The following is a 25,231-nucleotide window of genomic DNA, read 5'->3' as shown; positions in this document are numbered from 1 at the left end:
CAATTATTTTTCTCAGCGTAACGCCCGCAGCATCGCAGGATCAGTCAACGGCAGCATCCATCGCGCCTGCCCAGGCTTGGCCGCGCCACGTCGGGCGCGATCAACGACCCAACCGCGCGCCTCGATTTTCCGACCTTCCAGACGCTTGAGCTTCGAGGCATCGAAATTTCGCTGCATGCCTGGGGCGATGTGCAGGACAACCGATCCCTCCAATTGAATCCAGATACCGCCGCGATTGCGCTGCACGCTGGCTACACGCCCACTGGTGAGTACGAAACCAGGTGCGCTGACCCGCTCCGCTCGCACCACCGGGGACTGCTTCCACAGGCCCAGCCCGGCTTGCCGTGCCTGGCGCTCCGCCGCCTGCTGGCACTCGACCAGATCGACGTTCGGCGCAACCGCAACCAGGAAACCCAATCCCTCGGCAATCAACTGTTCTTCCAGGTTCCGGCCCTGACGATCATAGACGTGGGCCAGCGTGCGCCCGTAGTCGTCCCGGTCGTCCTTGCCGGGCAACACCCTGACACGACCAGCACTGGCAGCCACCAAGGCCTCGAGTCGCTGGCGCGCCGCCACGGCGTACGGCTCATCGGCACGTCCGCGCTTGCCCAGCTCCGGGCTGTTGAGGCCAATCATGCGGATACGACGGCCATCCTCAAGGTACAAGGTGTCGCCGTCCACCACGCGCTGCACCTGCACCTCAGGCACGCTGGCCTGCAAGGGACAAGACGCCTGGGCACCGCAGAGCCAAATTGCAGACACAAAAAAGGCGCCCGCAAGGGACGCCTTTTTCATCAGTCTGGACCAGTCGAGACGACCATCCAAAATGATCAGCCTCAGGCTTTTGGAGTAACTTTGCCGAAAGCACCGAAACGATCCGCAAACCTCTGAACGCGGCCGCCGGTATCCAGAGTTTTTTGCTTACCGGTGTAGAACGGGTGGCATTCGTTGCAAACGTCGATCGACAGGGCTTTGCCGTAGGTCGAACGCGTTTCGAACTTGTTGCCGCAGCTGCAGGTTACAGCAATGGCTGGGTAGTCCGGATGGATATCGGTTTTCATGGTGTTTTCCTCAGGCTAGCGTGCCGCCACCCAACACTATTGTTGAATACCGCACGTAATTAGGCCGCGGATTCTACCAGACAACATTAATCACGCAAGCTACAACTTGTACCAACCGTCTGCTAGGCTCCCGGCCTTCTTCGCCGCTGCCTAATCGAGAATCCACCGCGTGCCCGACGCCATCCTGCGCCTCGCCCTGCCATCGCCTCTGCGCCGCTTGTTCGATTACCGTGCCCCGGCCGGGGTGACGCGCGCCCAGTTGCAACCGGGCATGCGCCTGCGGGTGCCATTCGGCCGGCGGGAGATGATCGGCATCCTGGTGGAAGTCACCGATCACAGCGAAGTGCCGGTCGACAAGCTCAAGCCGGCGTTGGCCTTGCTTGATGCTACGCCGCCGCTGCCCGCGTCGTTGTTCAAGCTGTGCCTGTGGACCTCCCAGTACTATCAGCACAGCCTGGGCGACACCCTGAGCTGGGCCCTGCCGGTGCTGTTGCGCCAGGGCGAACCGGCCGAAGCGCGCCAGGAGCGATTCTGGTCGGCAGCGCCCGGTGCCGCGCTGGACGATCCGCGTATTGCCCGCGCGCCGCGCCAGCGCGAGGCCCTGGCGACGCTGGCCCAGCATCCCCACGGCGTGGCGCATCAGCTACTGAGCAAGTTGATGCTCAGTAAAGACAGTCTCGACCTGTTGTTGGCCAAAGGCCTGGTCCAGGTGGAAGTGCGCAAGCACGCCCCGGGCGCGCGTCATGAACATTGGCTGGCCCAGCCGGAACTGCCGCTCAACGCCGAACAGCGGGCCGCGTGCGAAGCGATTCGCGCGGGTTTCGATAGTTACCATGCCTTCCTGCTGGCGGGCGTGACCGGCAGCGGCAAGACCGAGGTCTACCTGCAACTGATTCGCGAGACCCTCGAAGCCGGCAAGCAAGCCCTGGTGCTGATCCCGGAAATCAACCTCGGGCCACAAACCCTGGCGCGCTTCGAGCAGCGGTTCAACGCACGGATCGCGCTGGTGCACTCGGCGGTCAACGACCGCGAGCGCCTGGAAGCCTGGCTCGCCGCCCGGGATGGCGAGGCCGACATCATTATCGGCACCCGCTCGGCCCTGTTCACGCCGATGAAAAACCCTGGCCTGATCATCATCGACGAAGAGCACGACGGCTCCTATAAACAGCAGGAAGGCCTGCGCTACCACGCCCGCGACCTGGCACTGGTGCGCGCCCGCCAAGAGAACATCCCGATTGTCCTCGGTTCGGCCACGCCCTCCCTGGAAAGCCTGCACAACGCCTACACCGGTCGCTACGGCCTGCTACGCCTGAACGAACGGGCCGGCGGCGCCAAGCAACCGCGCTTCCTGCGCCTGGACGTCAAGAGTCGTCCGCTGGACAGCGGCATTTCCGGACCGATGCAACAAGCCATCGGCCAGACCCTGGCCGCCGGGCAACAGGTCCTGGTGTTCCTCAACCGTCGGGGGTTCGCCCCGACCCTGCTCTGCCACGACTGCGGTTGGATGTCCGGTTGTGAACGCTGCGACGCGCGAATGACCGTGCATCAACGCTACGGCGAATTGCGCTGCCACCATTGCGGGCACGCCGAGCGCGTGCCGAGGCACTGTCCGCAGTGCGGGAAAGTGGATCTGCGCCCGGTGGGCGCCGGCACCGAGCGCGCCGAGGAACGGCTGGGCATCCTCTTCCCCGATTTCCCGGTGCTGCGGGTGGATCGCGACAGCACCTCGCGCAAAGACGCGATGAATCAGTTGTTCGCCACGATCCAGAAGGGCCAGCCATGCATTCTGGTGGGCACGCAGATGCTCGCCAAGGGGCATCACTTCCCCCGGGTGACGCTGGTGTCGATCCTCGATGCCGACGGCGGGCTGTTTTCCGGGGACTTCCGTGCCAGCGAACGCATGGCGCAGTTGATCGTCCAGGTGGCGGGCCGTGCCGGGCGAGCCGAGGAACCGGGCAAAGTGATTATCCAGACGCATTTGGCCGATCACCCGCTGTTGATCCAATTGACCGAGCAAGGTTACTTCGCTTTCGCCGAACAGGCCTTGAGCGAACGCCGCAGCGCCGGCCTGCCGCCCTTTGCCCACCTGGCGCTGTTGCGGGCCGAAGCCCACAAGCCGGGGCAGGCCGAAGGTTTCCTTGACGAGGCCTGCAGCGAGGCGGAGCGTTTGCTGGCGGAGCAGAGCCTCACCGGCATCGAACTCTTGGGCCCGGTCCCGGCTCCGATGGAGCGGCGGGCCGGGCGTTATCGCGCCCAGCTTCTGTTGCAAGCCAATGCCCGGGCGCCGCTGCATCGACTGTTGAGTGCCTGGTTGCTGGTGCTGGAGCAACTGCCCAGCGGGCGGGCAGTGCGCTGGTCGCTGGATGTGGACCCGGTGGATTTGTATTAGATGGCAATCGTCCGCGCGCGATGAAGCCAGAATAGTCATCACATGGACCCAACCGACCCGCTACAGTTGGCAAGCTCGTCCGCGCCACGGATAATGCCCAGTTTTTCCACCAGCGCATCGAAGCGCCGCCGCGCCTGCGGTTGAAAGAGAAGACCATGAAAGACACCATCCGCCAGCTCATTCAGCAAGCCATCACCCAACTCGTCACTGAAGGTGTGCTGCCAGAAGGCCTGTCGCCGGCAATTCAGGTCGAAAACACCCGCGACAAGACCCACGGCGACTTCGCCAGCAACATCGCGATGATGCTCGCCAAGCCGGCCGGCATGAAACCTCGCGACCTGGCGGAAAAAATCATCGCCGCGCTGCCGGCCGACGAGAACGTCAGCAAAGCTGACATTGCCGGCCCCGGTTTCATCAATTTTTTCCAGAACACCCAGGCCCTGGCTTCGCGCCTGGACGCGGCCCTGGCCGACGAGCGCCTCGGCGTGCGCAAGGCCGGCCCGTTGCAGCGCACCGTGGTTGACCTCTCGGCCCCCAACCTCGCCAAGGAAATGCACGTCGGCCACCTGCGTTCGACCATCATCGGCGACGGCGTAGCCCGGGTCCTGGAGTTTCTTGGCGACACCGTGATTCGCCAGAACCACGTTGGCGACTGGGGCACCCAGTTCGGCATGCTGATGGCCTATTTGCAGGAAAATCCGATCACCAGCGACGAGCTGTCGGACCTGGAGAATTTCTACCGCGCCGCCAAGCAACGCTTCGACGAATCCCCCGAGTTTGCCGACCGCGCCCGTGGCCTGGTGGTCAAGCTGCAGGCCGGCGATGCCGAGTGCCTGGCGCTGTGGACCAAGTTCAAGGACATCTCGCTGTCCCACTGCCAGAAAATCTACGAGCTGCTGAACGTCAAATTGACCATGGCCGACGTGATGGGCGAAAGCGCCTACAACGATGATCTGATCAACGTGGTCAACGATCTCAGGGCCAAGGGCATGCTGGTGGAAAGCAACGGCGCCCAGTGCGTGTTCCTCGACCAGTTCAAGACCGCCGATGGCGAGCCGCTGCCAGTGATCATCGTCAAGGCCGACGGCGGTTACCTCTACGCCACCACCGACCTGGCGGCCGTGCGCTACCGCAACGGTGTGCTCAAGGCCGATCGCGTGCTGTACTTCGTCGACCAGCGCCAGGCCCTGCACTTCCAGCAGGTGTTCGAAGTGGCGCGCCTGGCCGGCTTCGTGACCCATCCGATGGAGATGGAGCACATGGGCTTCGGCACCATGAACGGCGCCGACGGCCGTCCGTTCAAGACCCGCGACGGCGGCACGGTGAAGCTGATCGACCTGCTGACCGAAGCCCAGGACCGCGCCTACACCCTGGTCAAGGGAAAGAACCCGGAGCTGGCCGAGGACGAGCTGCGCAAGATCGCCAAGGTCGTCGGCATTGACGCGGTGAAATACGCTGACCTGTCCAAGCACCGCACCAGCGACTACAGCTTCAACTTCGACCTGATGCTCAATTTCGAAGGCAACACCGCGCCGTACCTGCTGTACGCCTACACCCGCGTGGCGGGCGTGTTCCGCAAGCTCGGCAAAGGCTTCGACGAAGTGGACGGCCAGATTGTGCTCGAAGCCCCGCAGGAGCAGGAGCTGGCGGCGAAACTGGCGCAGTTCGGCGAAGTGCTGAATAACGTCGCCGACAAGGGCACGCCGCACACTCTGTGCGCCTACCTGTACGACGTTGCCGGCCTGTTCTCCAGCTTCTACGAGAACTGCCCGATCCTGAATGCCGAAACTCCCACGCAGATGCAAAGCCGCCTGCGCCTCGCCGCGCTGACCGGGCGCACGCTCAAGCAAGGCCTGGAACTGCTGGGCCTGGAAACCCTGGAGCGCATGTAAGTTGGCCGCCAAGAAAAAACCTGCACCCAAGCGCGGCGCCAGTCGTTACCAGCCTCCAGCCAAACAGCCGATTCCGGGCTGGCTGTGGATGGCCATCGGCCTGACCGTTGGCGCTTTCATAGTGTTCCTGATGAAACTGGAGCCGGGCCAGGGCGATGACGTCAAGCGCGTCCGCCAGGAACAACAGAAAGCCACGCGCATCGCCGAGGCGAACAAGACCCCGCCGAGCCCGACGCAACCGGTGAAGCCGAAATACGACTTCTATACCTTGCTGCCGGAATCGGAAGTCATCGTGCCGCCAGACGCCGTGCCGGAGAAAACCCTGCCGACGCCGCAAGTGCCCACCACGCCGGTGACCCCGGCTGAAGCGGCGAAGATCGACACCGCCCGTGCCCAGGCGGCGCTGGCCGGCATCACGCCGCCACCGGCCCCTCCCGTGCAAAAGGCTGCGCCGGTGACGAAGTTCTTCCTGCAGGCCGGCTCGTTCCGCAAGGAAGCCGACGCCGACAAGGTCCGGGCGCAGATCATTTTGCTGGGCCAATCCGTGTCGGTGGAGTCCGGGACCGTGAAGGACGAAACCTGGTACCGGGTCTTGGTGGGGCCGTTCAGCAATCGCGAAGAATTGACCAAGGCGCAGAAACAACTGGCCGGCAGTGGGTTTAGCAACCTGCTGTTACAACAACGCCAGAGCCGCTGATCCAAACGACACCCCCCCTTGTGGCGAGGGGATTTATCGAAACGTCGCACCGCCCCGCTGGGGCGCGAAGCGGCCCTAAAACCTGCCGCCTCGGTGTGTCAGGGCCGAATACATCAAGCTTTTTGGGGCTGCTACGCAGCCCAGCGGGGATAAATCCCCTCGCCACAGGATCGCGGAACAATCACAGCGCACCACTCGTCCCCTCCCCCACCCCGCAGTTGAAAAACCCCACGCCACCCCCATATGAGTTTCATCCGGGCATTTTCGCCCCGCTGCGTGGAGACTCTTCCCTTGACCACCATCGTTTCAGTCCGCCGTCACGGCAAAGTCGTCATGGGCGGCGACGGCCAGGTTTCATTGGGCAACACCGTGATGAAAGGCAACGCGAAGAAAGTCCGCCGCCTGTACCACGGCCAGGTCATCGCCGGTTTCGCCGGAGCCACCGCCGACGCCTTCACCTTGTTCGAACGTTTCGAAGGCCAACTTGAGAAACACCAGGGCCACCTGGTCCGCGCCGCCGTCGAGTTAGCCAAGGAATGGCGCACCGACCGCTCCCTGAGCCGCCTCGAAGCCATGCTCGCGGTCGCCAACAAAGACGCCTCGCTGATCATCACCGGTAACGGCGACGTGGTTGAGCCCGAAGACGGCCTGATCGCCATGGGTTCCGGCGGCGCCTACGCCCAGGCTGCCGCCAGCGCGCTGTTGAAAAAGACCGACCTGTCGGCCCGCGAAATCGTCGAGACTGCCTTGGGCATTGCCGGCGACATCTGCGTGTTCACCAACCACACCCAAACCATTGAGGAGCAGGACCTCGCGGAATAAGCCCGTCCAGGCCCGAATTCCTGCTTGAGGACCCCAATATTATGTCCATGACTCCCCGCGAAATCGTCCACGAACTCAATCGCCACATCATCGGCCAGGACGATGCCAAGCGCGCCGTCGCCATCGCCCTGCGCAACCGCTGGCGCCGGATGCAGCTACCCGAAGAGCTGCGCGTCGAAGTGACCCCCAAGAACATCCTGATGATTGGCCCGACCGGCGTCGGTAAAACCGAGATCGCCCGTCGCCTGGCCAAGCTTGCCAATGCGCCGTTCATCAAGGTCGAAGCCACTAAGTTCACCGAAGTGGGCTACGTCGGGCGCGACGTCGAGTCGATCATTCGTGACTTGGCCGATGCCGCCATCAAGCTGCTGCGCGAGCAGGAAATCACCAAGGTCCGCCATCGCGCCGAAGACGCCGCCGAAGAGCGCATCCTCGACGCGCTGCTGCCGCCGGCGCGCATGGGCTTCAACGCCGACTCCGCCGCAACCCAGGACTCCAACACCCGCCAGCTGTTCCGCAAGCGCCTGCGCGAAGGCCAGCTGGACGACAAGGAAATCGAGATCGAAGTGGCCGAGATGGCTGGCGTCGACATTTCCGCGCCGCCGGGCATGGAAGAAATGACCAATCAGCTACAGAACCTGTTCGCCAACATGGGCAAGGGCAAGAAGAAAAGCCGCAAGCTCAAGGTCAAGGAAGCGCTGAAGCTGGTGCGTGACGAAGAGGCGGGTCGCCTGGTCAACGAAGAAGAATTGAAGGCCAAGGCGCTGGAAGCGGTGGAGCAGCACGGCATCGTATTCATCGACGAAATCGACAAGGTCGCCAAGCGCGGCAATGTCGGGGGCGCCGACGTGTCCCGTGAAGGTGTGCAACGCGACCTGCTGCCGCTGATCGAAGGCTGCACGGTCAACACCAAGCTGGGCATGGTCAAGACCGACCACATCCTGTTCATTGCCTCCGGTGCGTTTCACCTGAGCAAGCCGAGCGACCTGGTGCCCGAGCTGCAAGGCCGTTTGCCGATCCGTGTCGAACTCAAGGCGCTGTCGCCAGAAGATTTCGAACGCATCCTCAGCGAACCCCACGCGTCGCTGACCGAGCAGTATTGCGCGCTGCTCAAGACCGAAGGCCTGAACATCGAGTTCGCGCCCGAGGGCATCAAGCGCTTGGCGCAGATCGCCTGGCAGGTCAACGAGAAGACCGAGAACATCGGTGCCCGTCGCCTGCACACGCTGCTTGAGCGCCTGCTCGAGGAAGTCTCGTTCAGTGCCGGCGACCTGGCTAGCGCCCACAATGAGGCGCCGATCATCATCGACGCCGAATACGTCAACAGCCACCTGGGCGAACTGGCTGAGAACGAAGATCTGTCGCGGTATATCCTGTAAGCCACATAAGCGGGCTTCTGTGACGAGGGGGATTTATCCCCTCGCCACAAGCTTCAAGAGAGCGACGCCTCATGACCAAATTCCCCACCGCCATCAACCTGCACAAAGCCTCCAAGACCCTGACGCTGAAATACGCGCCGGACGAGGAGTACCACTTGCCCGCGGAATTCCTGCGGGTGCATTCGCCTTCCGCCGAGGTCCAGGGCCACGGCAAACCCATCTTGCAATACGGCAAGCTCGGCGTCGGCCTGACCAAGGTTGAACCGGCCGGTCAGTACGCACTGAAATTGACCTTCGACGACGGCCACGACAGCGGATTGTTCACGTGGGACTACCTGTACCAATTGGCGCTGCGCCAAGAGGACCTGTGGAACGATTATCTCGCCGAGCTCAAGGCCGCCGGAAAAACCCGCGATCCGAACGAATCCGTGGTCAAGCTGATGCTCTAGCTCAAGGGCTGGCGCATTAGGGCGAATTTTCTAGACTCATCTGCTTGAATGCCCGCGCGGCAGCGTCAATGACTGGCCTGCTTGCGAAAAAAATTAAACTCGGGTAACCAATGGAGCTGGCAAGTTCCCTGCAAAGGAACCGGCGAGTTCCTGGCACACGTTTCCTCATTGCCCTCGATGCGGAATTAATGGTCACCCCGAGCAGCGTACCTGGTATTGGCCTTGCGGCTTCACGGCACGATCCCGGTACTCGTCTGAAGGACAATGGAGCGTCGTAGATGAGCAACAAGAACAACGATGAGTTGAAGTACCAAGCCTCGGAAAATACCCTGGGCTTGAATCCCGTCGTCGGCTTGCGCAGGAAAGACCTGCTGGCCTCTGCCCGGATGGTGCTGACCCAGACCATCAAACAACCGCTGCACAGCGTCAAGCACGTTGCCCATTTCGGCGCTGAGCTCAGGAAAGTCCTGTTTGGCAAATCCGAGTTGCAGCCCGCCGGTGACGATCGTCGTTTCAACGACCCGGCGTGGAGCCAGAACCCGCTTTACAGACGTTACCTGCAAACCTACCTGGCGTGGCGCAAGGAGCTGCATGCCTGGATAGACGACAGCAGCCTCTCGCCCCAAGACATCAGTCGAGGGCACTTCGTCATCAACTTGATGACCGAAGCCATGGCCCCGACCAATTCGGCGGCCAACCCGGCGGCGGTCAAGCGTTTCTTCGAAACCGGTGGCAAGAGCCTGCTCGATGGCCTTTCCCACCTGGCCAAGGACCTGGTGCACAACGGCGGCATGCCAAGCCAGGTCGATATGGGCGCGTTCGAAGTCGGCAAGAGCCTGGGCGTGACGGAAGGCGCCGTGGTCTTTCGCAATGACGTGCTGGAGCTTATCCAATACCGCCCCATCACCGAGCAGGTCCACGAACGACCGCTGCTGGTGGTCCCGCCGCAGATCAACAAGTTTTATGTCTTCGACCTGAGCCCGGACAAGAGCCTGGCGCGCTTCTGCCTGCGCAGCAACGTGCAGACCTTCATCGTTAGCTGGCGCAACCCCACCAAGGCGCAGCGCGAGTGGGGCCTGTCGACCTACATCGAGGCGCTCAAGGAAGCGGTGGATGTGGTCACGGCCATCACCGGCAGCAAAGACGTCAACATGCTGGGCGCCTGCTCAGGCGGCATCACCTGCACCGCGCTGCTTGGCCACTACGCCGCGCTGGGCGAGAAAAAGGTCAATGCCCTGACCTTGCTGGTAAGCGTGCTGGACACCACCCTGGACACCGACGTGGCGCTGTTCGTCGACGAGCAGACCCTGGAAGCCGCCAAGCGCCACTCGTATCAGGCCGGCGTGCTCGAAGGTCGCGACATGGCCAAGGTCTTTGCCTGGATGCGCCCCAACGACTTGATCTGGAACTACTGGGTCAACAATTACCTGCTGGGCAACGAGCCGCCGGTCTTCGACATCCTGTTCTGGAACAACGACACCACCAGGCTTCCAGCGGCGTTTCACGGTGACCTCATCGAGATGTTCAAGAACAACCCGCTGATCCGCCCCAACGCACTGGAAGTGTGCGGCACGCCAATCGACCTCAAGCAGGTCACTGCGGACATCTTTTCCCTGGCCGGTACCAACGACCACATCACCCCATGGAAGTCCTGCTACAAGTCGGCGCAACTGTTCGGCGGCAAGGTTGAATTCGTGCTGTCGAGCAGCGGTCATATCCAGAGCATCCTCAACCCGCCGGGCAATCCCAAGTCGCGCTACATGACCAGCGAAGACATGCCCGCCAAGGCCGAGGACTGGATGGAAAACTCCACCAAGCACACCGACTCCTGGTGGCTGCACTGGCAGGCGTGGCAGGCCGAGCGCTCGGGCAAGCTGAAAAAAGCACCGACCGCATTGGGCAACAAGACTTACGTGGCGGGTGAAGCGGCGCCCGGTACGTATGTGCACGAGCGGTGACCGATACACCTCGTCCGGTGCGGGCGTGAGCTTGCTCACGAAAACAAGCCGAGCGCCGACATCATGGTGTGAATGCGAGGCCCGTTCCCTTGAGGAACCGGGGAAAAAATGAAAGACAGCGACCCAACCCACAGGGCTTGAAGCATGCCGCAACCGTACATCTTCCGTACCGTCGATCTGGATGGCCAGACCTTGCGCACCGCGGTACGTCCCGGCAAGCCTCACTTGACGCCACTGCTGATCTTCAACGGCATCGGCGCCAACCTGGAGCTGGTGTTCCCGTTCATCGAGGCCCTGGACCCGGACCTGGAAGTGATTGCCTTCGATGTGCCTGGGGTCGGCGGCTCGTCGACACCGAGCCGGCCCTATCGCTTCCCTGGCCTGGCCAAGCTCACCGCGCGGATGCTCGATTATCTGGACTATGGGCAGGTCAACGTGATCGGCGTGTCCTGGGGCGGCGCCTTGGCCCAGCAGTTCGCCCATGATTATCCGGAACGCTGCAAGAAGCTGGTGCTCGCCGCTACGGCCGCCGGCGCGGTGATGGTGCCGGGCAAGCCGAAGGTGCTGTGGATGATGGCCAGCCCCCGGCGCTACGTTCAGCCGTCCCATGTAATGCGCATCGCCCCGTTGATCTACGGCGGCTCGTTTCGCCGCGATCCGAGCCTGGCGGCCCGTCACGCCGCCAAGGTTCGGTCGGCGGGCAAACTCGGTTATTACTGGCAGTTGTTTGCAGGCCTGGGCTGGACCAGCATCCACTGGCTGCACAAGATCCATCAGCCAACCCTGATCCTGGCCGGGGATGACGACCCGCTGATCCCATTGATCAACATGCGCATGCTGGCCTGGCGTATACCAAATTCACAGTTGCACATCATTGATGACGGCCATCTGTTCCTGATCACCCGGGCCGAGGCCGTGGCACCGATCATCATGAAGTTTCTGGAGGAAGAACGTCAGCGCGCGGTCATGCATCCGCATCCCGCGCCGCTGAGTGGCGGCTGACACCGCCGAGAGCGCCTGGCAGGAAGCCGGATCATGCAGCCACCCGAAACAGCGACTATGTTGTCTGGTTCGGTGCGTTTGTTTTTAGCCTGATGACGAAGGAGTTGACTCATGCGCGACAAACCGGCGAAGGGTTCCATGCCCGCCCCTGCCAGTTTCATCAATGCACAAAGCGCGGTCACCGGCCTGCGCGGCAGGGATCTGCTTGCCACCTTGCGCAACGTCGCCGTCCATGGCCTGCGCAATCCGGTGCACAGCGCCCGGCATGCATTGCGGCTGGGCGGTCAACTGGGGCGCGTGCTGCTGGGCGAAACGCTGCACCCCACCAACCCCAACGACAAGCGCTTCGTTGATCCCACCTGGCAGCACAACCCGTTCTATCGGCGCAGCCTCCAGGCGTACCTGAGCTGGCAAAAACAGGTCAGGAGCTGGATCGACGAAAGCGACATGAGCCCGGATGATCGCGCCCGTGCCCACTTTACTTTTTCGCTGCTCAACGACGCCGTATCGCCCTCCAATACCTTGCTCAACCCCGTGGCGATCAAGGAACTGTTCAACTCTGGCGGCACCAGCCTGATTCGCGGCATCAGCCACTTGGTGGATGACCTGCTGCATAACGATGGACTGCCCCGGCAGGTCACGCCCCAGGCCTTTGAAGTCGGCAAGACCCTCGCCACTACTCCCGGCGCGGTGGTGTTTCGCAACGAGATGCTGGAGCTGATCCAGTACAAGCCGATGAGCGAAAAGCAATACGCCAGGCCATTGTTGATCGTGCCGCCGCAGATCAACAAGTTCTACATTTTCGACCTGAGTCCTTCCAATAGCTTCGTCCAGTACGCCCTGAAAAACGGCTTGCAGGTGTTCATCATCAGCTGGCGCAATCCCGACGTGCGCCACCGCGAGTGGGGCTTGTCCAGTTACGTCGAGGCGACGGAGGAGGCGATGAATGCCTGCCGGGAGATCACCGGCGCGCGCGAGATCAACCTGATGGGCGCCTGCGCCGGAGGCATGACCATCGCCGCCTTGCAAGGTCACCTGCAGGCCAAGCGCCAACTGCGCCGGGTCGCCAGCGCCAGCTACCTGGTGAGCTTGCTGGACAGCGAGATCGAAAGCCCGGCCACGCTATTCATCGACGAACAGACCCTTGAGGCTGCCAAGCGCCGCTCTTACCAGAAAGGCATTCTCGAGGGTCGCGACATGGCCCGGGTGTTCGCCTGGATGCGTCCCAACGACCTGATCTGGACTTATTTCGTTAACAACTACCTGCTGGGCAAGGAGCCGCCGGCCTTCGATATCCTCTACTGGAACAACGACTGCACCCGACTTCCAGCCGCGTATCACGGCGACCTGCTGGATTTTTTCAAGCACAACCCGCTGACCCATCCCGGCGGCCTGGAAGTCTGCGGCACGCCTATAGACTTGCAGAAAGTCACGGTGGACAGCTTCAGCGTGGCCGGCATCAACGACCACATCACCCCTTGGGACGCGGTGTATCGCTCGACGCTGTTGCTGGGCGGCGAACGGCGCTTCGTGCTGTCCAACAGCGGCCATGTCCAAAGCATTCTCAACCCGCCCGGCAACCCCAAGGCCAACTACATCGAGAACCCGAAACTGAGCAGTGACCCTCGGGCCTGGTATTACGACGCCAAGCACATCGATGGCAGTTGGTGGCCCCAATGGCTGGGCTGGATCCAGGAACGCTCCGGTGCCCAGCGCGAAACGCAGATGGCCTTGGGCAACGTGAAATACCCACCCCTGGAAGCAGCGCCCGGAACCTATGTGCGCGTGCGCTGAGCGCCTCACTCCACGGTCGCGCTCCCGACCGTGGCACGACTTCATCACTAAGAAGACCGGATGAAAACCCGCGACCGCATCCTTGAATGTGCCCTGCAGTTATTCAACGAAAAGGGCGAGCCCAACGTCTCCACCATGGAAGTTGCCAATGAAATGGGTATTAGCCCTGGCAACCTCTACTACCACTTCCATGGAAAGGAACCACTGATACTGGGGCTGTTCGAGCGATTCCAGGCCGAGCTCGCGCCGCTGCTGGACCCACCGGCCGATGCGCAACTGGCGCCGGAGGATTACTGGCTGTTCCTGCATCTGATCGTAGAGCGCCTGGCTCAATATCGGTTTTTGTTCCAGGACCTGTCGAACCTGGCCGGGCGCCTGCCGAAACTGGCCAAGGGGATTCGCCAGTTGCTCAACGCGCTGAAGCGGACCCTGGCCTCACTGCTGGCGCAACTCAAGGCCCAGGGATTTCTGGTCAGCGATACACAGGCACTGGGGCAACTGGTGGAGCAGATCACCATGACCTTGCTGTTCTCGCTGGACTATCAACGGATCCTGGATCGCGAAGGCGAAGTTCGCCTGGTGGTCTACCAGGTCATGATGCTGGTGGCGCCGCACTTGCCGCCTGCGGTCAAGATCGCGACCGAACAGATGGCGCTGCGGTATCTGGAAGAGCACGATTGACGCCAGTGTGACGCTCCGCGCCCCAAACAGCGGAACGCAGAGCGTCCCTGGAGGCATTCCCACGCGGGAGCGTGGGAACGAGCGCCCGGCCTACATAAGCCGGGCGTTATTGCATGCCCTGGAAAATCAGGACTGACTGGTAGGCGTCAACGGAGCCGGCGCTGGAGTCGGGGTGGCCACCGGAGTCGGAGCCGAAGCGGAGTTCGCTGTGCTCGTCGGGGTTGCCGGTTTGGCGGTCGCGGTCGGCGCCTTCGGTGCGGCTGCTTTTGGCGCAGTCGCTTTTTTCACCGCTGGCTTTTTCGCCGCGGCGGGTTTGGCGGCCGGTTTCGCAGCGGCTTTTGCCGCAGGTTTGGCCGCAGCCGGTTTAGCTGCCGCAGTTTTAGCCGCTGGCTTGGCTGCTGCCTTTGCCGCGACGGGTTTGGCCGCCGCCTTGGCTGCTGGTTTGGCCGCTGCGGTTTTAGCCGCTGCCTTGGCCGCTGGCTTGGCCGCTGCTTTGGCCGCAGGTTTGGCGACGGTTTTTGCCGCTGCCTTGACCAGTGGCTTGGCTGCCGTCTTCGCCGCGGGTTTGGCCGCCGCCGTCTTGCTTGCAGTAGCCTTGGTCGCGACAGGCGTGACCTTGGCCCCGGTCAGTTTTTCGATCTGTTTGGTCAGGGTGTCGACCTTGCTGTGCAGTTCCTTGACTTCATTGCGGCTCGGCACGCCCAAGCGGGAAATCGCACTGTTCAGGCGCTTGTCGAAGGCACCCTCCAGCTCATCCCATTTACCCAGGGCTCGATCCTTCACGCCGCCGATTCTCGATTTCGCCGACTCGGCGGAGACCGTAGCCGCATCGACCTGTTTGCCGACCGCCGTCTTGGTGAGTTTTTCGGCCTTCTCGCCGTCCTTAACCAGGGACTCGAAGAGTTTGCTGCCGTCAGTGTCGATCTTCGAGTACACGCCTAAACCAGCAAGCCAGATTTTGCGGGAGTACTTTTCAATCTTCCCGGCCCACGAGCTGCCTTCTTTTTCGGTGATTTTCTTGCCAGCCATCCCGTTCTCCTTAATGTTTACGCGCGACACGTTCGAGCAATGCCGTTAGCTCATCGAGCTTAGCAGAGAGTGTCTCAACGTCATGTTTAGACGGAATGCCGATACGATTCAAGGCACTTGCAACACGCGCGTCGAACACCTTCTCGACTTTGTCGAGTTGGACTTCAACCCGGGCCTTGAAAGTGTTGACGTCGGTCTTGGCTTCAATCAGTTCGCTGTTGGCTGCTTGAAGTTTTCCGGCAATGTTCTTTTTGCCTTTTATTTCAACAACTTCACCAGCCTTGACCAACTCCTGGAAGTACTCGCTGCCTTCCTGGCCTACCTTGATATAGGCGCCCAGGCCAGCCAGCCAGATCTTGCGCGCATACGTTTTCACGTCGCTCAGCGTGGAAGATTCAATGTCGTTTTTTTTCTTCAAAATAACTTTGGCCATGGTGCACCTCACTCGAAGACAGGTGGGAGGAACTGCCCGTACAGGGTCGGACTCAGGCACAAAGTAGTGAGAATAATTAGAAAGGGCACCCTAACAAAACGGATAGACCCAATGGAATGACGCCCTGGTGGAAGCAGGCTCGCTTGCACCAGGGCTAGTCAGGCAATTGAATTCCATATCCCAATTTGCCATTGGGTTAAATCAAGCCAACGCCTTATCCAAGGCTTTTTCGATTTCCGTCTTGATCGTGCCGCTCATGGCAGACATCAACATGCCCAGTTCCACATCGACGCGGATCGAATCTTCGCCTACATGCACTTCGCCTTTGACCCCGGAGCGCTTGAGCTTCAGCGTGTCGCCCTCCCACTGGGGCTCCAGGCCATAGCTATCGGAAAGTTTCTGCGCCAACTTGTCAGCCTTTTCGCGGGCCGCTTCCTTGCCCAGGGCATGGGCACGCTCAACAGTAATACGGGCCATCTGATAACTCCTGCTTGATCGAGACTTGCCTGAACGTTCAGACCCTGCCTGCGTCAAAACGTCCTGGCCGTGGTTCATCTTACCTGCAGCCTTGCCAAGACAAAGCACTCCACCGGGATTAGAATGTCCCGCATTCTTTTTTGGTGACAGCGATATGACTGATCAGCGCAAAGGCAGCGATGCCGAACCCACCACTCACTTCGGCTTCAAGAACGTGCCGGAAAGCCAGAAGGCGGAAAAAGTCGCTGAGGTTTTCCACTCGGTAGCCGCCAAGTATGACCTGATGAACGACCTGCTCTCGGGCGGCATGCATCGCCTGTGGAAGCGCTTCGCGATCGAACTGTCGGGCGTGCGCACCGGCAATCGTGTACTGGACATCGCTGGCGGCACGGGTGACCTGACTAAAAAATTCTCCCACATCGTTGGCCCGACCGGCCATGTGGTGCTCGCCGACATCAACGAATCCATGCTCAAGGTCGGTCGTGACCGCTTGCTGGACCTGGGTGTGGCTGGCAACGTCGAGTTCGTCCAGGCCGATGCCGAGAAGCTGCCGTTCCCGGACAACCACTTCGACTGCGTCACCATCGCCTTCGGCCTGCGTAACGTCACCCATAAGGAAGACGCGCTGCGCTCCATGCTGCGCGTACTCAAGCCCGGTGGCCGGCTGCTGGTGCTGGAATTCTCCAAGCCGACCAACGCGCTGATGTCCAAGGCCTACGACGCCTACTCGTTCGCCTTCATGCCGCTGATGGGCAAGCTGATCACCAACGACGCGGAAAGCTATCGCTACCTGGCCGAATCGATCCGCATGCATCCAGACCAGGAAACGCTGAAGTCGATGATGGTCGAAGCCGGTTTCGACCGCGTGACCTACCACAACATGACCTCGGGCATCGTTGCCCTGCACCGCGGTATCAAGCCCTGATGCTGCTCACCGGCCTGCTCGCCGGCGTCGAACTCGGCATCAACCGGGTCCTGCGCCTGGACAGCACGGCGCCGATGCGCCTGGCGCACTTGAGTGGCAAGGTGATTGCCGTCGATTGTCGCAGCCCGGCGCTCAAGCTGTTTATCCTGCCCAGCGATGAAGGCCTGATGCTCGCCGCCCATTGGGAAGCCGAGGCAGACTGCACGCTCCGAGCCCCTGCGTCGAACCTGCTGGAGCTGGCGCTGAGCCAGAACAAGACCGCGGTGCTGCATGGCCCCGATGTCGAACTCGACGGCGATAGCGGTGTGCTGCTGGAGCTGGCAGCGATTCTCCAGGACCTTGAGCTGGACTGGGAATACGAGGTGTCCCGCTGGATCGGTCCGGTGGCCACCCAGTTGCTCAGCGGTCATCTGCGCAGCCGTACCCGCTGGTATCGCCAGGGCTTCGCCAGCCTGGGCCAGAATCTGAGTGAATACCTGGCCGAAGAATCGCGTACTCTCGTAGGCCAACGCGAAGCCCAGGCCCGTTTTGATGAACTGGACCAGATCAAGCTTGATCTGGAACGTCTCGAGGCGCGTTTCGAGCGCCTTTCCCGATCCCTTGAAACCAAGCGATAACGCATGAAGCTGCTTGCCGTCCGCCGTCTGTTGCGCATCCAGCGCGTCGTGATCCGCTACCGCCTCGATGACCTGCTGTTCGCCTTGCCGCTGCCCTGGTTTCTCCTGGCGCTGCGCTTGGTGTTGCCGTGGCGCTGGTTCCCACGCCGAACCCTGGAGTTGAGTCGCGGCGCACGCCTGCGCCTGGCCTTGCAGGACCTGGGCCCCATCTTCATCAAGTTCGGACAGATTCTCTCGACCCGTCGCGACCTGCTGCCCGAAGACATCGCCGACGAACTGATGCTGCTGCAAGACCGCGTACCGCCGTTCGACTCCAAGCTGTCGGTGGCGCTGATCGAAGAGCAACTGGGCAAGAAGATCAGCGAAGTCTTCAGCCGTTTCGATGTCGAGCCCCTGGCCTCGGCGTCGGTCGCCCAGGTTCACGCCGCGCAACTCAAGACGGGTGAGGAAGTGGTGGTCAAGGTGATTCGCCCGGGCCTCAAGCCGATCATCGCCCAGGACCTGGCCTGGCTGTTCATCCTTGCGCGCGCCGCCGAGCGGCTGTCGGCCGATGCGCGCCTGCTGCACCCGGTGGACGTGGTCCAGGACTACGAAAAAACCATCTTCGACGAACTCGACCTGCTGCGCGAAGCCGCCAACGCCAGCCAGTTGCGCCGTAACTTCGAAGGCTCGCCGCTGCTTTACGTCCCGCAAGTCTATTGGGACTGGTGCCGGCCGAAAGTGTTGGTGATGGAGCGCATCTACGGCATCCAGGTCACCGACCTCGCGACCCTGGCCGACCAGCGCACCGACATGAAACTGCTCGCCGAACGCGGCGTGGAGATTTTCTTCACCCAGGTGTTCCGCGACAGTTTCTTCCACGCCGACATGCACCCGGGCAACATCTTCGTCAGCACCGTGCAGCCGTGGAGTCCGCAATACATCGCCATCGACTGCGGCATCGTCGGCAGCCTCACCCCCGAGGACCAGGATTACCTGGCGCGCAATCTGTTCGCCTTCTTCAAGCGTGACTACCGCCGCGTTGCGCAGTTGCACATCGATTCTGGCTGGGTGCCGGCCGAGACCAAACTCAACGAGTTCGAAGCGGCGATCCGCACCGTGTGCGAACCGATCTTCGAAAAACCGTTAAAAGATATTTCCTTCGGCCAGGTCCTGATGCGCCTGTTCCAGACCGCGCGCCGCTTCAACATGGAAGTCCAGCCGCAACTGGTGCTCTTGCAAAAAACCCTGCTGAACATCGAAGGCCTCGGCCGCCAGCTCTACCCAGACCTGGATCTCTGGAACACCGCACAGCCGTTCCTCGAGCGCTGGATGCGCGAGCGGATGAGCCCGAAGACCTTGCTGGGCAACGTGCAGAGCCAGTTCGAGCAACTTCCGCACCTGGCCAACATGACCCGCGACCTGCTCGAGCGCATGTCCCAGCCCCACGCCCACGATCCTGCTCCACCGTGGAAACGCCGTCGGGACGACTGGTTCCTGCGCCTGCTCGGCGCAGCCCACCTGGGTGGCGGCGCGGTGCTCGCGGCCGGCGGCCCACTGAGCGAACTGGGTCATTGGCCCGCCGGCATCATGGTGGCCGTGGGTTTGTATCTGGTCGTTCGCCGATAGCCATCACCGGTTCTCGCTGGCACACTGTTTCAACGCTGGGCCCGCCGATTCGAAGTGCGCGGCCCATGGTCGGAGTCGAAGATGAAAAACTGGCAGGACGAGATCAAGTGGGACGCTGACGGACTGGTTCCGGCGATCGCCCAGGATCACAAGACCGGGCGCGTGCTGATGATGGCCTGGATGAATCGCGAAGCGCTGGCACTGACCGCCGCCGAGAACCGCGCCATCTATTGGTCACGCTCCCGTGGCAAACTGTGGCGCAAGGGCGAGGAGTCCGGGCACGTACAACACTTGCACGAGATGCGCCTGGATTGCGACGGCGACGTCATCATCCTGATGGTCGAACAGGTTGGCGAAATCGCCTGCCACACCGGCCGGCAGAGCTGCTTCTATCGCGTCTTCGAGAACGGCGACTGGAAAACCGTCGACCCGGTGCTCAAGGACCCGCATGCCATCTATCCAGGACATTCCCATGAGTGACACCCTGACCCGCCTGGCCCAGGTGCTGGAAGAGCGCAAAGGCGCCGCGGCCGACAGTTCCTATGTCGCCAGCCTGTACCACAAGGGCTTGAACAAGATTCTGGAAAAAGTCGGCGAAGAGTCGGTCGAGACCATCATCGCCGCCAAGGACGCCGCCATCAGCGGCGACTGCAGCGACGTGATCTACGAGACCGCCGACCTGTGGTTCCACAGCCTGGTCATGCTGGCCCAACTGGGGCAGCATCCGCAGGCCGTACTGGATGAACTGGACCGTCGCTTCGGTCTGTCCGGGCACGTCGAGAAAGCCTCGCGCCCGTCCGCCTGATCATTTTTTGAGGAGTAGCCACATGGGTATCTTTGACTGGAAACACTGGGTCGTCATTCTGGTTGTCGTGGTGCTGGTGTTCGGCACCAAGAAACTGAAAAACCTCGGCACCGATGTCGGCGAGTCGATCAAGGGCTTTCGCAAAGCCATGAACGATGACGAAAAACCGGCCGACACCACCGCCCAGGCTCAACCGGTACAGCCGGCCCAACCGGTGCATCCGCAGGCCGCCCAGCCTGTGAACGCACCGAATACCATCGACGTGCAGGCCCAGAAAGTCGAAGAGCCAACCCGCAAAGACTCGTGAGCACTGACTAATGTTTGGGATCAGCTTCACTGAACTGCTGCTCGTCGGCCTCGTCGCCCTGCTGGTACTGGGCCCCGAGCGCCTGCCGGGTGCTGCGCGCACCGCCGGTCTCTGGATCGGGCGCCTGAAGCGCAGCTTCAATGCGATCAAACAGGAAGTTGAACGTGAAATCGGTGCCGACGACATTCGTCGGCAACTGCACAACGAACACATCCTCTCGCTGGAGCAGGAAGCGCGGAAGATCTTCACACCGACCCAGCAGGAACCGACGCCGGTCCAGCCCGTCGCCGAGCCGACCATTGCTCCCCAGGCACCGGCTGTCGAAGCTGCGCCAGTGGCCGCTGAACCGGCAAAACCGGTTGAACCGGCAACCACGACGACTGTGACTCCCCACGATGCTACTTTGCCGCCGCGAGCCCCATGAGCGATATCCCTGAAAACGACCAGCCGATGCCGCTGGTATCGCACCTCACCGAGTTGCGCACCCGCCTGCTGCGTTGCGTCGCGGCGGTTTTCGTCATCTTCGCCGGGCTGTTTGCCTTCACCCAGCAGATCTATACCTTCGTCTCCACGCCGCTGCGTGAGTATTTGCCGGTAGGCGCGACGATGATCGCCACCGACGTGTCATCACCGTTCCTGACGCCGCTGAAGCTGACGATGATGGTCTCGCTGTTTCTGGCGATCCCGGTGATTTTGCATCAGATCTGGGGATTCATCGCGCCGGGCCTGTACAAGCATGAGAAACGCATCGCCGTGCCGCTGCTGGTGTCGAGCATCCTGCTGTTCTACACCGGCATGGCCTTCGCCTATTTCTTCGTGTTTCCACTGATCTTCAAGTTCTTCGCCGCCGCCACCCCGGCAGGCGTCGAGATGATGACCGACATCACCAGCTACCTGGATTTTGTCATGACGCTGTTCTTCGCCTTTGGCGTGGCGTTTGAAATCCCGGTGGCGGTGGTGCTGCTGGTGTGGATCGGCGTGGTGGACGTTGCCTACCTGAAGAAGATCCGGCCGTACGTGATCATCGGTTGCTTCGTGGTCGGCATGATCCTGACCCCGCCAGACATTTTCTCCCAGACCTTGCTGGCCGTGCCGATGTGGCTGCTGTTCGAGATCGGCATCCTGTTCGGTGGCCTGGTGCGCAAGCGCCGGGAAGAAGAGCCCGAAGACCAGCCCGTGGACGACCACAACGACCAGCCGCCAGCGACCCAAGCGTGAACCTGCTGCTGCTCGAAGAGGCCGATTTCATCGGGCCGGACCGGGTCATCCTGAGCGATCGCCGGTTGACCCACATGCAGGAAGTCCACCGCAGCGCTGTCGGTGACAGCTTGCGGGTCGGGCGCATCGGCGGGCTGATGGGCACCGCCCAGGTGTTGCGCCTGGAAGCTCGCGAAGCCGAACTGCAAGTGACTCTCGACCAGCCACCGCCAGCCAAATTACCGCTGACACTGGTGCTGGCATTGCCGCGTCCGAAAATGCTCCGGCGGGTGTTCCAGACCGTTGCGACCATGGGCGTGCCGCGCGTGATCCTGGTCAACAGCTATCGCGTGGAAAAGAGTTTCTGGCAGACGCCGTTCCTGGAGCCAGAAGCCATTCGCGAGCAACTGATCCTGGGGCTGGAGCAGGCCCGGGACAGCGTGTTGCCTGAAATCATCATCGAAAAACGCTTCAAACCCTTCGTCGAGGACCGCTTGCCGGCCATCGTCGAAGGCACCCTCGGCCTGGTCGGTCACCCTGGCGATCACCCGCCCTGCCCTCGGGCACTGACGGAACCGGTCACGCTGGCGATCGGCCCCGAAGGCGGCTGGATCCCCTACGAGGTCGACCTGCTGGGCAAGGCCGGTTTGCAACCGGTGCAGCTGGGCGAGCGGATCCTGCGGGTCGAGACCGCAGTAACGGCGCTGCTGGCGCGGTTGTTCTAAGCCCGTCACAAAAAGCCTCCCTCCTTTTCTACAGATCCCGCCAAAGCCGCCGATACAGTCCCCATAAAACCAATTCAACGCTCCAAGGGAGTATCAGCATGTTCCGGTGGCTTGCCCAGGGTCTGGGAAATGTAAGCGTTAATCGCAAACTCGGTGCAGGCTTCGGCCTGGTGCTGTTCCTTACCTTGATGATCGCGTTCACCGGTTGGTCCGGCCTGGGCAATGTCATCAGCCGGGGTGACAAGCTGGGGTTCATTGCCAGTCTCAACGACTTGAGCAAAGACTTGAACCTGGCCAGCATCGACTACAACACCACGCGAGGCGAGAAAGGGCCGCAACAGGTCAACGATCTGCTTGGCAGGCTCGAAGCCGGGCTGAAAACTGCTCGTGATTCGATTGAGCAGCCGGCTGATGTGGCGCTGATCGACACACAACTGGCTGCCGTTGCCGAATATAAAAGCGCCTTCGCCCAAATGACCAGCGCCACCGTCAACCGCGAAGACGCCCGCAGCAAGCTGGGCGCCAGCGCCGATAGCGCCGTGGCTCGCGTCGCCGAGGTGGAAAAAGCGCTGTTGCAAGGCGGCGACGTCACCCAATTCAACAGCGTGGTGGCCCTGAGCAAAGCGATCCAACAGGCCCGTTATCAGGTTCGCGGCTACACCTACAGCGGCAAAAACGAAGCCCAGCAGCCGGCCATCGATGCAATCACCGATGCCCTGAAACTACTGGCACGCTTGCCAGCCCAGTTGCCTGAAGAGCATGCCGATAGCCTTCAACAGGCCAACGACTCGTTCAATCTCTACCGCGCCGCAGTCGCCCAGTTCCGCGACTCGCAGATCGATAACGGCGCCGCGCAGCAGCGCATGGCTGAGCAAGGCCAAGTGCTGATCGATTCCAGCCAGAAGCTGACCGTGTCACAGACAGCCGTGCGCGACCACGACGTCGCCCAAGCCAAGATGCTGCTGGTAGTGGCGGCCGCCCTGGCCCTGCTATTCGGCGTAATCGCCGCCCTGCTGATTACCCGACAGATCGTAGGCCCGCTGGATGAGACCTTGAAGGTGGCAGAACGCGTCGCCGCGGGCGACCTGACCCACAACCTAACCTCCGAACGCCGCGACGAACTCGGCCAACTGCAACGTGCCATGCAACGCATGACCGTAGGCTTGCGGCAGTTGATCGGCGGTATCGGTGAAGGCGTCACCCAGATCGCCAGCGCCGCTGAACAGCTCTCGGCGGTGACCGAACAGACCAGTGCCGGGGTCAACAGCCAAAAGATCGAGACCGATCAGGTCGCCACCGCCATGCATGAAATGACCGCCACGGTGCAGGAAGTGGCGCGCAACGCCGAGGAAGCCTCCGAAGCCGCCGTCGCCGCCGACCAACAGGCCCGCGAAGGCGACAAAGTCGTCGGCGAAGCCATCGCCCAGATCGAACGCCTGGCGCGGGAAGTCGGTAACTCCACCACCGCCATGGGCGATTTGAAGCGCGAAAGCGACAAGATCGGCAGCGTCCTGGACGTGATCAAGTCCGTGGCCCAGCAAACCAACCTGCTGGCCCTCAACGCCGCCATCGAAGCCGCCCGTGCCGGTGAAGCCGGACGAGGCTTCGCCGTGGTGGCCGATGAGGTCCGTAGCCTGGCCCAGCGCACTCAGAAGTCCACCGAAGAAATCGAAGAACTGATCGTCGGCCTGCAAAACGGCACCGAACAGGTCGCGACCATCATGGACAACAGCCGTAGCCTGACCGACAGCAGCGTCGAACTGACCCGCCGTGCCGGGAGCTCGCTGGAGAACATCACTCGTACGGTTTCGGCGATCCAGTCGATGAACCAGCAGATCGCTGCGGCGGCTGAGCAGCAGAGCGCGGTGGCTGAGGAGATCAACCGTAGCGTGCTGAATGTGCGTGATGTGTCGGAGCAGACGGCGTCGTCCAGTGAAGAGACTGCCGCCTCCAGTGCTGAACTGGCGCGGTTGGGGGTTCATTTGCAGACTTTGGTGGGGCGGTTTAGGGTTTGATGCCCTTTGGGGCTGCTCACTCGTGTGCATATCCATTGCTTCGGTAACGGCTGATGACGGTTCCGCTCTTACAGCGGCTCACTTTTGGGAAGCGCAAAAGTAAGCAAAACGCTTTTGCCCCACCACTCGGCACCTCGCCTAGGCTCGGTGTGCCCTCACTCCGGCATTGCTCCGTGGGCCCGCCGCGAAGGACCATCCATGGTCCAGCGCGGCTATCCCGGCATCCATGCCGGGATGCCCACTGCGCAATGCCTGCGTTCGGCCATCGTGGTTAACGGGGCGCCGAAATCAACGTCCGCCGCGAGGCGGCCTTATAGCCGACCTGGCTCTTGATGGGGACCGGGTTTCTCCAGTGCGAACTTGCTCGCGATGGCCGTGGGCTATGATCTGGCCTTCGCTCCCCACATGGAGAACCATTTTCCTAGCAAACAACAAACCCGTGGCGAGGGAGCTTGCTCCCGCTCGGCTGCGCGCAGTTGTAAAAACCACCCCGCTGTTTCCTGGATGCACCTTGGAGAATGGTTTTGGGGCTGCTCCGCAGCCCAGCGGGAGCAAGCTCCCTCGCCACGGGGTTAAATGCGACCGTCAACGAAAACGTCGAATGTGCAGGCTGTTCGCAAGCAAACCCATTCCTACAGGATGAACGCGGTCACCTAGAGACAGGTCGGCTTTCAGGCCGCCTCGCGGCGGACGTTGACCTCGGCGCCCCGTTAACCACGCTGGCCGAACGCAGGCATTGCGCAGTGGGCATCCCGGCATGGATGCCGGGATAGCCGCGCTGGACCATGGATGGTCCTTCGCGGCGGGCCCACGGAGCAATGCCTTCGTTCGGGCATGCCGAGCCTAGGCGAGGCACCGAGTGGTGGGGCAAAAGCGTTAATGAGATGGTCAGCCCGGCGAGAACCTCAGGTCTAAACTTCTGAGGTTCTCCCTTTTCCTGAGGAGGCTTTCTCATGAACAGCGTGACGC

At 61.8% G+C, this 25,231-nt stretch carries 25 protein-coding genes; 20 read left to right on the top strand and 5 right to left on the bottom strand.

What is annotated here, in order from left to right; genetic code table 11:
- Nucleotides 1-12 precede the first annotated feature (12 nt).
- Together HU762_RS19095 and rpmE are read right to left on the bottom strand one after the other, a co-directional pair.
- Entirely contained in the window at nt 13-795 is a 783-nt protein-coding gene (locus HU762_RS19095) for a thermonuclease family protein (RefSeq protein WP_186639643.1), read from the bottom strand.
- A gap of 41 nt (nt 796-836) precedes the next feature.
- Complete coding sequence (gene rpmE / locus HU762_RS19090) at nt 837-1,061, bottom strand: 50S ribosomal protein L31 (protein ID WP_186639641.1); 225 nt, start codon at nt 1,059-1,061, stop codon at nt 837-839.
- Between the two features lie 169 nt (nt 1,062-1,230).
- Here rpmE and HU762_RS19085 point away from each other — a divergent pair, with 169 nt between their 5' ends.
- The 10 genes from HU762_RS19085 (at nt 1,231) to HU762_RS19040 (ending at nt 14,124) form a co-directional block, all read left to right on the top strand.
- Nucleotides 1,231-3,450: a primosomal protein N' gene (locus tag HU762_RS19085; RefSeq protein WP_186639639.1), complete on the top strand. Its 2,220-nt coding sequence runs from the start codon at nt 1,231-1,233 to the stop codon at nt 3,448-3,450.
- A 155-nt stretch (nt 3,451-3,605) separates the two neighbouring features.
- The gene (gene argS, locus HU762_RS19080) at nt 3,606-5,342 is read left to right on the top strand and encodes an arginine--tRNA ligase (protein WP_186639637.1); all 1,737 of its coding nucleotides are present in this window, start codon (nt 3,606-3,608) and stop codon (nt 5,340-5,342) included.
- Between the two features lies 1 nt (nt 5,343).
- Nucleotides 5,344-6,039, top strand: coding sequence for an SPOR domain-containing protein (locus HU762_RS19075; protein WP_186639635.1), 696 nt, complete (start codon nt 5,344-5,346; stop codon nt 6,037-6,039).
- Nucleotides 6,040-6,330: 291 nt separating this feature from the next.
- A complete protein-coding gene (gene hslV, locus HU762_RS19070) occupies nt 6,331-6,861 on the top strand; it encodes an ATP-dependent protease subunit HslV (protein ID WP_003186641.1) in 531 nt (176 codons plus the stop codon).
- 41 nt (nt 6,862-6,902) lie between these two features.
- Nucleotides 6,903-8,240 carry an ATP-dependent protease ATPase subunit HslU gene (gene hslU / locus HU762_RS19065; protein WP_186639633.1) on the top strand — a complete coding sequence of 446 codons (1,338 nt, stop codon included), beginning with the start codon at nt 6,903-6,905 and terminating at the stop codon, nt 8,238-8,240.
- 71 nt (nt 8,241-8,311) lie between these two features.
- A complete protein-coding gene (locus tag HU762_RS19060) occupies nt 8,312-8,689 on the top strand; it encodes a DUF971 domain-containing protein (protein WP_186615679.1) in 378 nt (125 codons plus the stop codon).
- Between the two features lie 278 nt (nt 8,690-8,967).
- Complete coding sequence (gene phaC, locus HU762_RS19055; RefSeq protein WP_186639631.1) at nt 8,968-10,647, top strand: class II poly(R)-hydroxyalkanoic acid synthase; 1,680 nt, start codon at nt 8,968-8,970, stop codon at nt 10,645-10,647.
- 144 nt (nt 10,648-10,791) lie between these two features.
- The gene (phaZ, locus tag HU762_RS19050; RefSeq protein WP_186639630.1) at nt 10,792-11,649 is read left to right on the top strand and encodes a poly(3-hydroxyalkanoate) depolymerase; all 858 of its coding nucleotides are present in this window, start codon (nt 10,792-10,794) and stop codon (nt 11,647-11,649) included.
- A 111-nt stretch (nt 11,650-11,760) separates the two neighbouring features.
- On the top strand, nt 11,761-13,443 hold the full coding sequence (gene phaC, locus HU762_RS19045; RefSeq protein WP_186639628.1) for a class II poly(R)-hydroxyalkanoic acid synthase: 1,683 nt from the start codon (nt 11,761-11,763) through the stop codon (nt 13,441-13,443).
- A gap of 60 nt (nt 13,444-13,503) precedes the next feature.
- Complete coding sequence (locus tag HU762_RS19040) at nt 13,504-14,124, top strand: TetR/AcrR family transcriptional regulator (protein ID WP_186639626.1); 621 nt, start codon at nt 13,504-13,506, stop codon at nt 14,122-14,124.
- A 126-nt stretch (nt 14,125-14,250) separates the two neighbouring features.
- Here HU762_RS19040 and HU762_RS19035 read toward each other — a convergent pair whose 3' ends face one another.
- The 3 genes from HU762_RS19035 to HU762_RS19025 all read right to left on the bottom strand — a co-directional run bounded on the left by HU762_RS19035 (nt 14,251) and on the right by HU762_RS19025 (nt 16,063).
- On the bottom strand, nt 14,251-15,153 hold the full coding sequence (locus HU762_RS19035; protein ID WP_186639624.1) for a phasin family protein: 903 nt from the start codon (nt 15,151-15,153) through the stop codon (nt 14,251-14,253).
- Between the two features lie 10 nt (nt 15,154-15,163).
- A complete protein-coding gene (locus HU762_RS19030; RefSeq protein ID WP_186639622.1) occupies nt 15,164-15,586 on the bottom strand; it encodes a phasin family protein in 423 nt (140 codons plus the stop codon).
- Between the two features lie 201 nt (nt 15,587-15,787).
- Nucleotides 15,788-16,063: a polyhydroxyalkanoic acid system family protein gene (locus tag HU762_RS19025; protein ID WP_186639620.1), complete on the bottom strand. Its 276-nt coding sequence runs from the start codon at nt 16,061-16,063 to the stop codon at nt 15,788-15,790.
- A 154-nt stretch (nt 16,064-16,217) separates the two neighbouring features.
- On the opposite strand from HU762_RS19025, the gene ubiE reads away from it, so the two are divergent.
- From ubiE to HU762_RS18975, 10 genes are all read left to right on the top strand, one after another.
- Nucleotides 16,218-16,988, top strand: a complete 771-nt coding sequence (gene ubiE, locus HU762_RS19020; protein WP_186615663.1) for a bifunctional demethylmenaquinone methyltransferase/2-methoxy-6-polyprenyl-1,4-benzoquinol methylase UbiE — start codon at nt 16,218-16,220, stop codon at nt 16,986-16,988.
- Nucleotides 16,988-17,605: an SCP2 domain-containing protein gene (locus HU762_RS19015; protein ID WP_186639618.1), complete on the top strand. Its 618-nt coding sequence runs from the start codon at nt 16,988-16,990 to the stop codon at nt 17,603-17,605. The genes ubiE and HU762_RS19015 overlap by 1 nt, the downstream gene beginning before the upstream one ends.
- A 3-nt stretch (nt 17,606-17,608) precedes the next feature.
- On the top strand, nt 17,609-19,213 hold the full coding sequence (gene ubiB / locus HU762_RS19010) for a ubiquinone biosynthesis regulatory protein kinase UbiB (RefSeq protein WP_186639616.1): 1,605 nt from the start codon (nt 17,609-17,611) through the stop codon (nt 19,211-19,213).
- 81 nt (nt 19,214-19,294) lie between these two features.
- Nucleotides 19,295-19,693, top strand: coding sequence for a phosphoribosyl-AMP cyclohydrolase (gene hisI / locus HU762_RS19005; RefSeq protein WP_186639614.1), 399 nt, complete (start codon nt 19,295-19,297; stop codon nt 19,691-19,693).
- Nucleotides 19,686-20,018 carry a phosphoribosyl-ATP diphosphatase gene (locus HU762_RS19000; RefSeq protein WP_003186671.1) on the top strand — a complete coding sequence of 111 codons (333 nt, stop codon included), beginning with the start codon at nt 19,686-19,688 and terminating at the stop codon, nt 20,016-20,018. Before hisI ends, HU762_RS19000 begins: the two co-directional genes overlap by 8 nt.
- 22 nt (nt 20,019-20,040) lie before the next feature.
- Entirely contained in the window at nt 20,041-20,325 is a 285-nt protein-coding gene (locus HU762_RS18995) for a twin-arginine translocase TatA/TatE family subunit (protein WP_186639612.1), read from the top strand.
- Between the two features lie 10 nt (nt 20,326-20,335).
- Nucleotides 20,336-20,749 (top strand): Sec-independent protein translocase protein TatB, encoded by a 414-nt coding sequence (gene tatB / locus HU762_RS18990; RefSeq protein WP_186639610.1) that lies wholly within the window; start codon nt 20,336-20,338, stop codon nt 20,747-20,749.
- A complete protein-coding gene (gene tatC / locus HU762_RS18985) occupies nt 20,746-21,543 on the top strand; it encodes a twin-arginine translocase subunit TatC (protein WP_186639609.1) in 798 nt (265 codons plus the stop codon). Before tatB ends, tatC begins: the two co-directional genes overlap by 4 nt.
- Nucleotides 21,540-22,247, top strand: a complete 708-nt coding sequence (locus HU762_RS18980; RefSeq protein WP_186639607.1) for a 16S rRNA (uracil(1498)-N(3))-methyltransferase — start codon at nt 21,540-21,542, stop codon at nt 22,245-22,247. The genes tatC and HU762_RS18980 overlap by 4 nt, the downstream gene beginning before the upstream one ends.
- Before the next feature lie 98 nt (nt 22,248-22,345).
- Entirely contained in the window at nt 22,346-24,262 is a 1,917-nt protein-coding gene (locus HU762_RS18975; protein ID WP_186639605.1) for a methyl-accepting chemotaxis protein, read from the top strand.
- Nucleotides 24,263-25,231: the final 969 nt, after the last annotated feature.

It is taken from the genome of Pseudomonas sp. SWRI92 (assembly GCF_014268685.1).
GTDB lineage: Bacteria > Pseudomonadota > Gammaproteobacteria > Pseudomonadales > Pseudomonadaceae > Aquipseudomonas > Aquipseudomonas marvdashtae.
The sequence above is the reverse complement of the archived record's forward strand: the minus strand, read 5'-3'. Positions and strand labels throughout refer to the sequence as shown.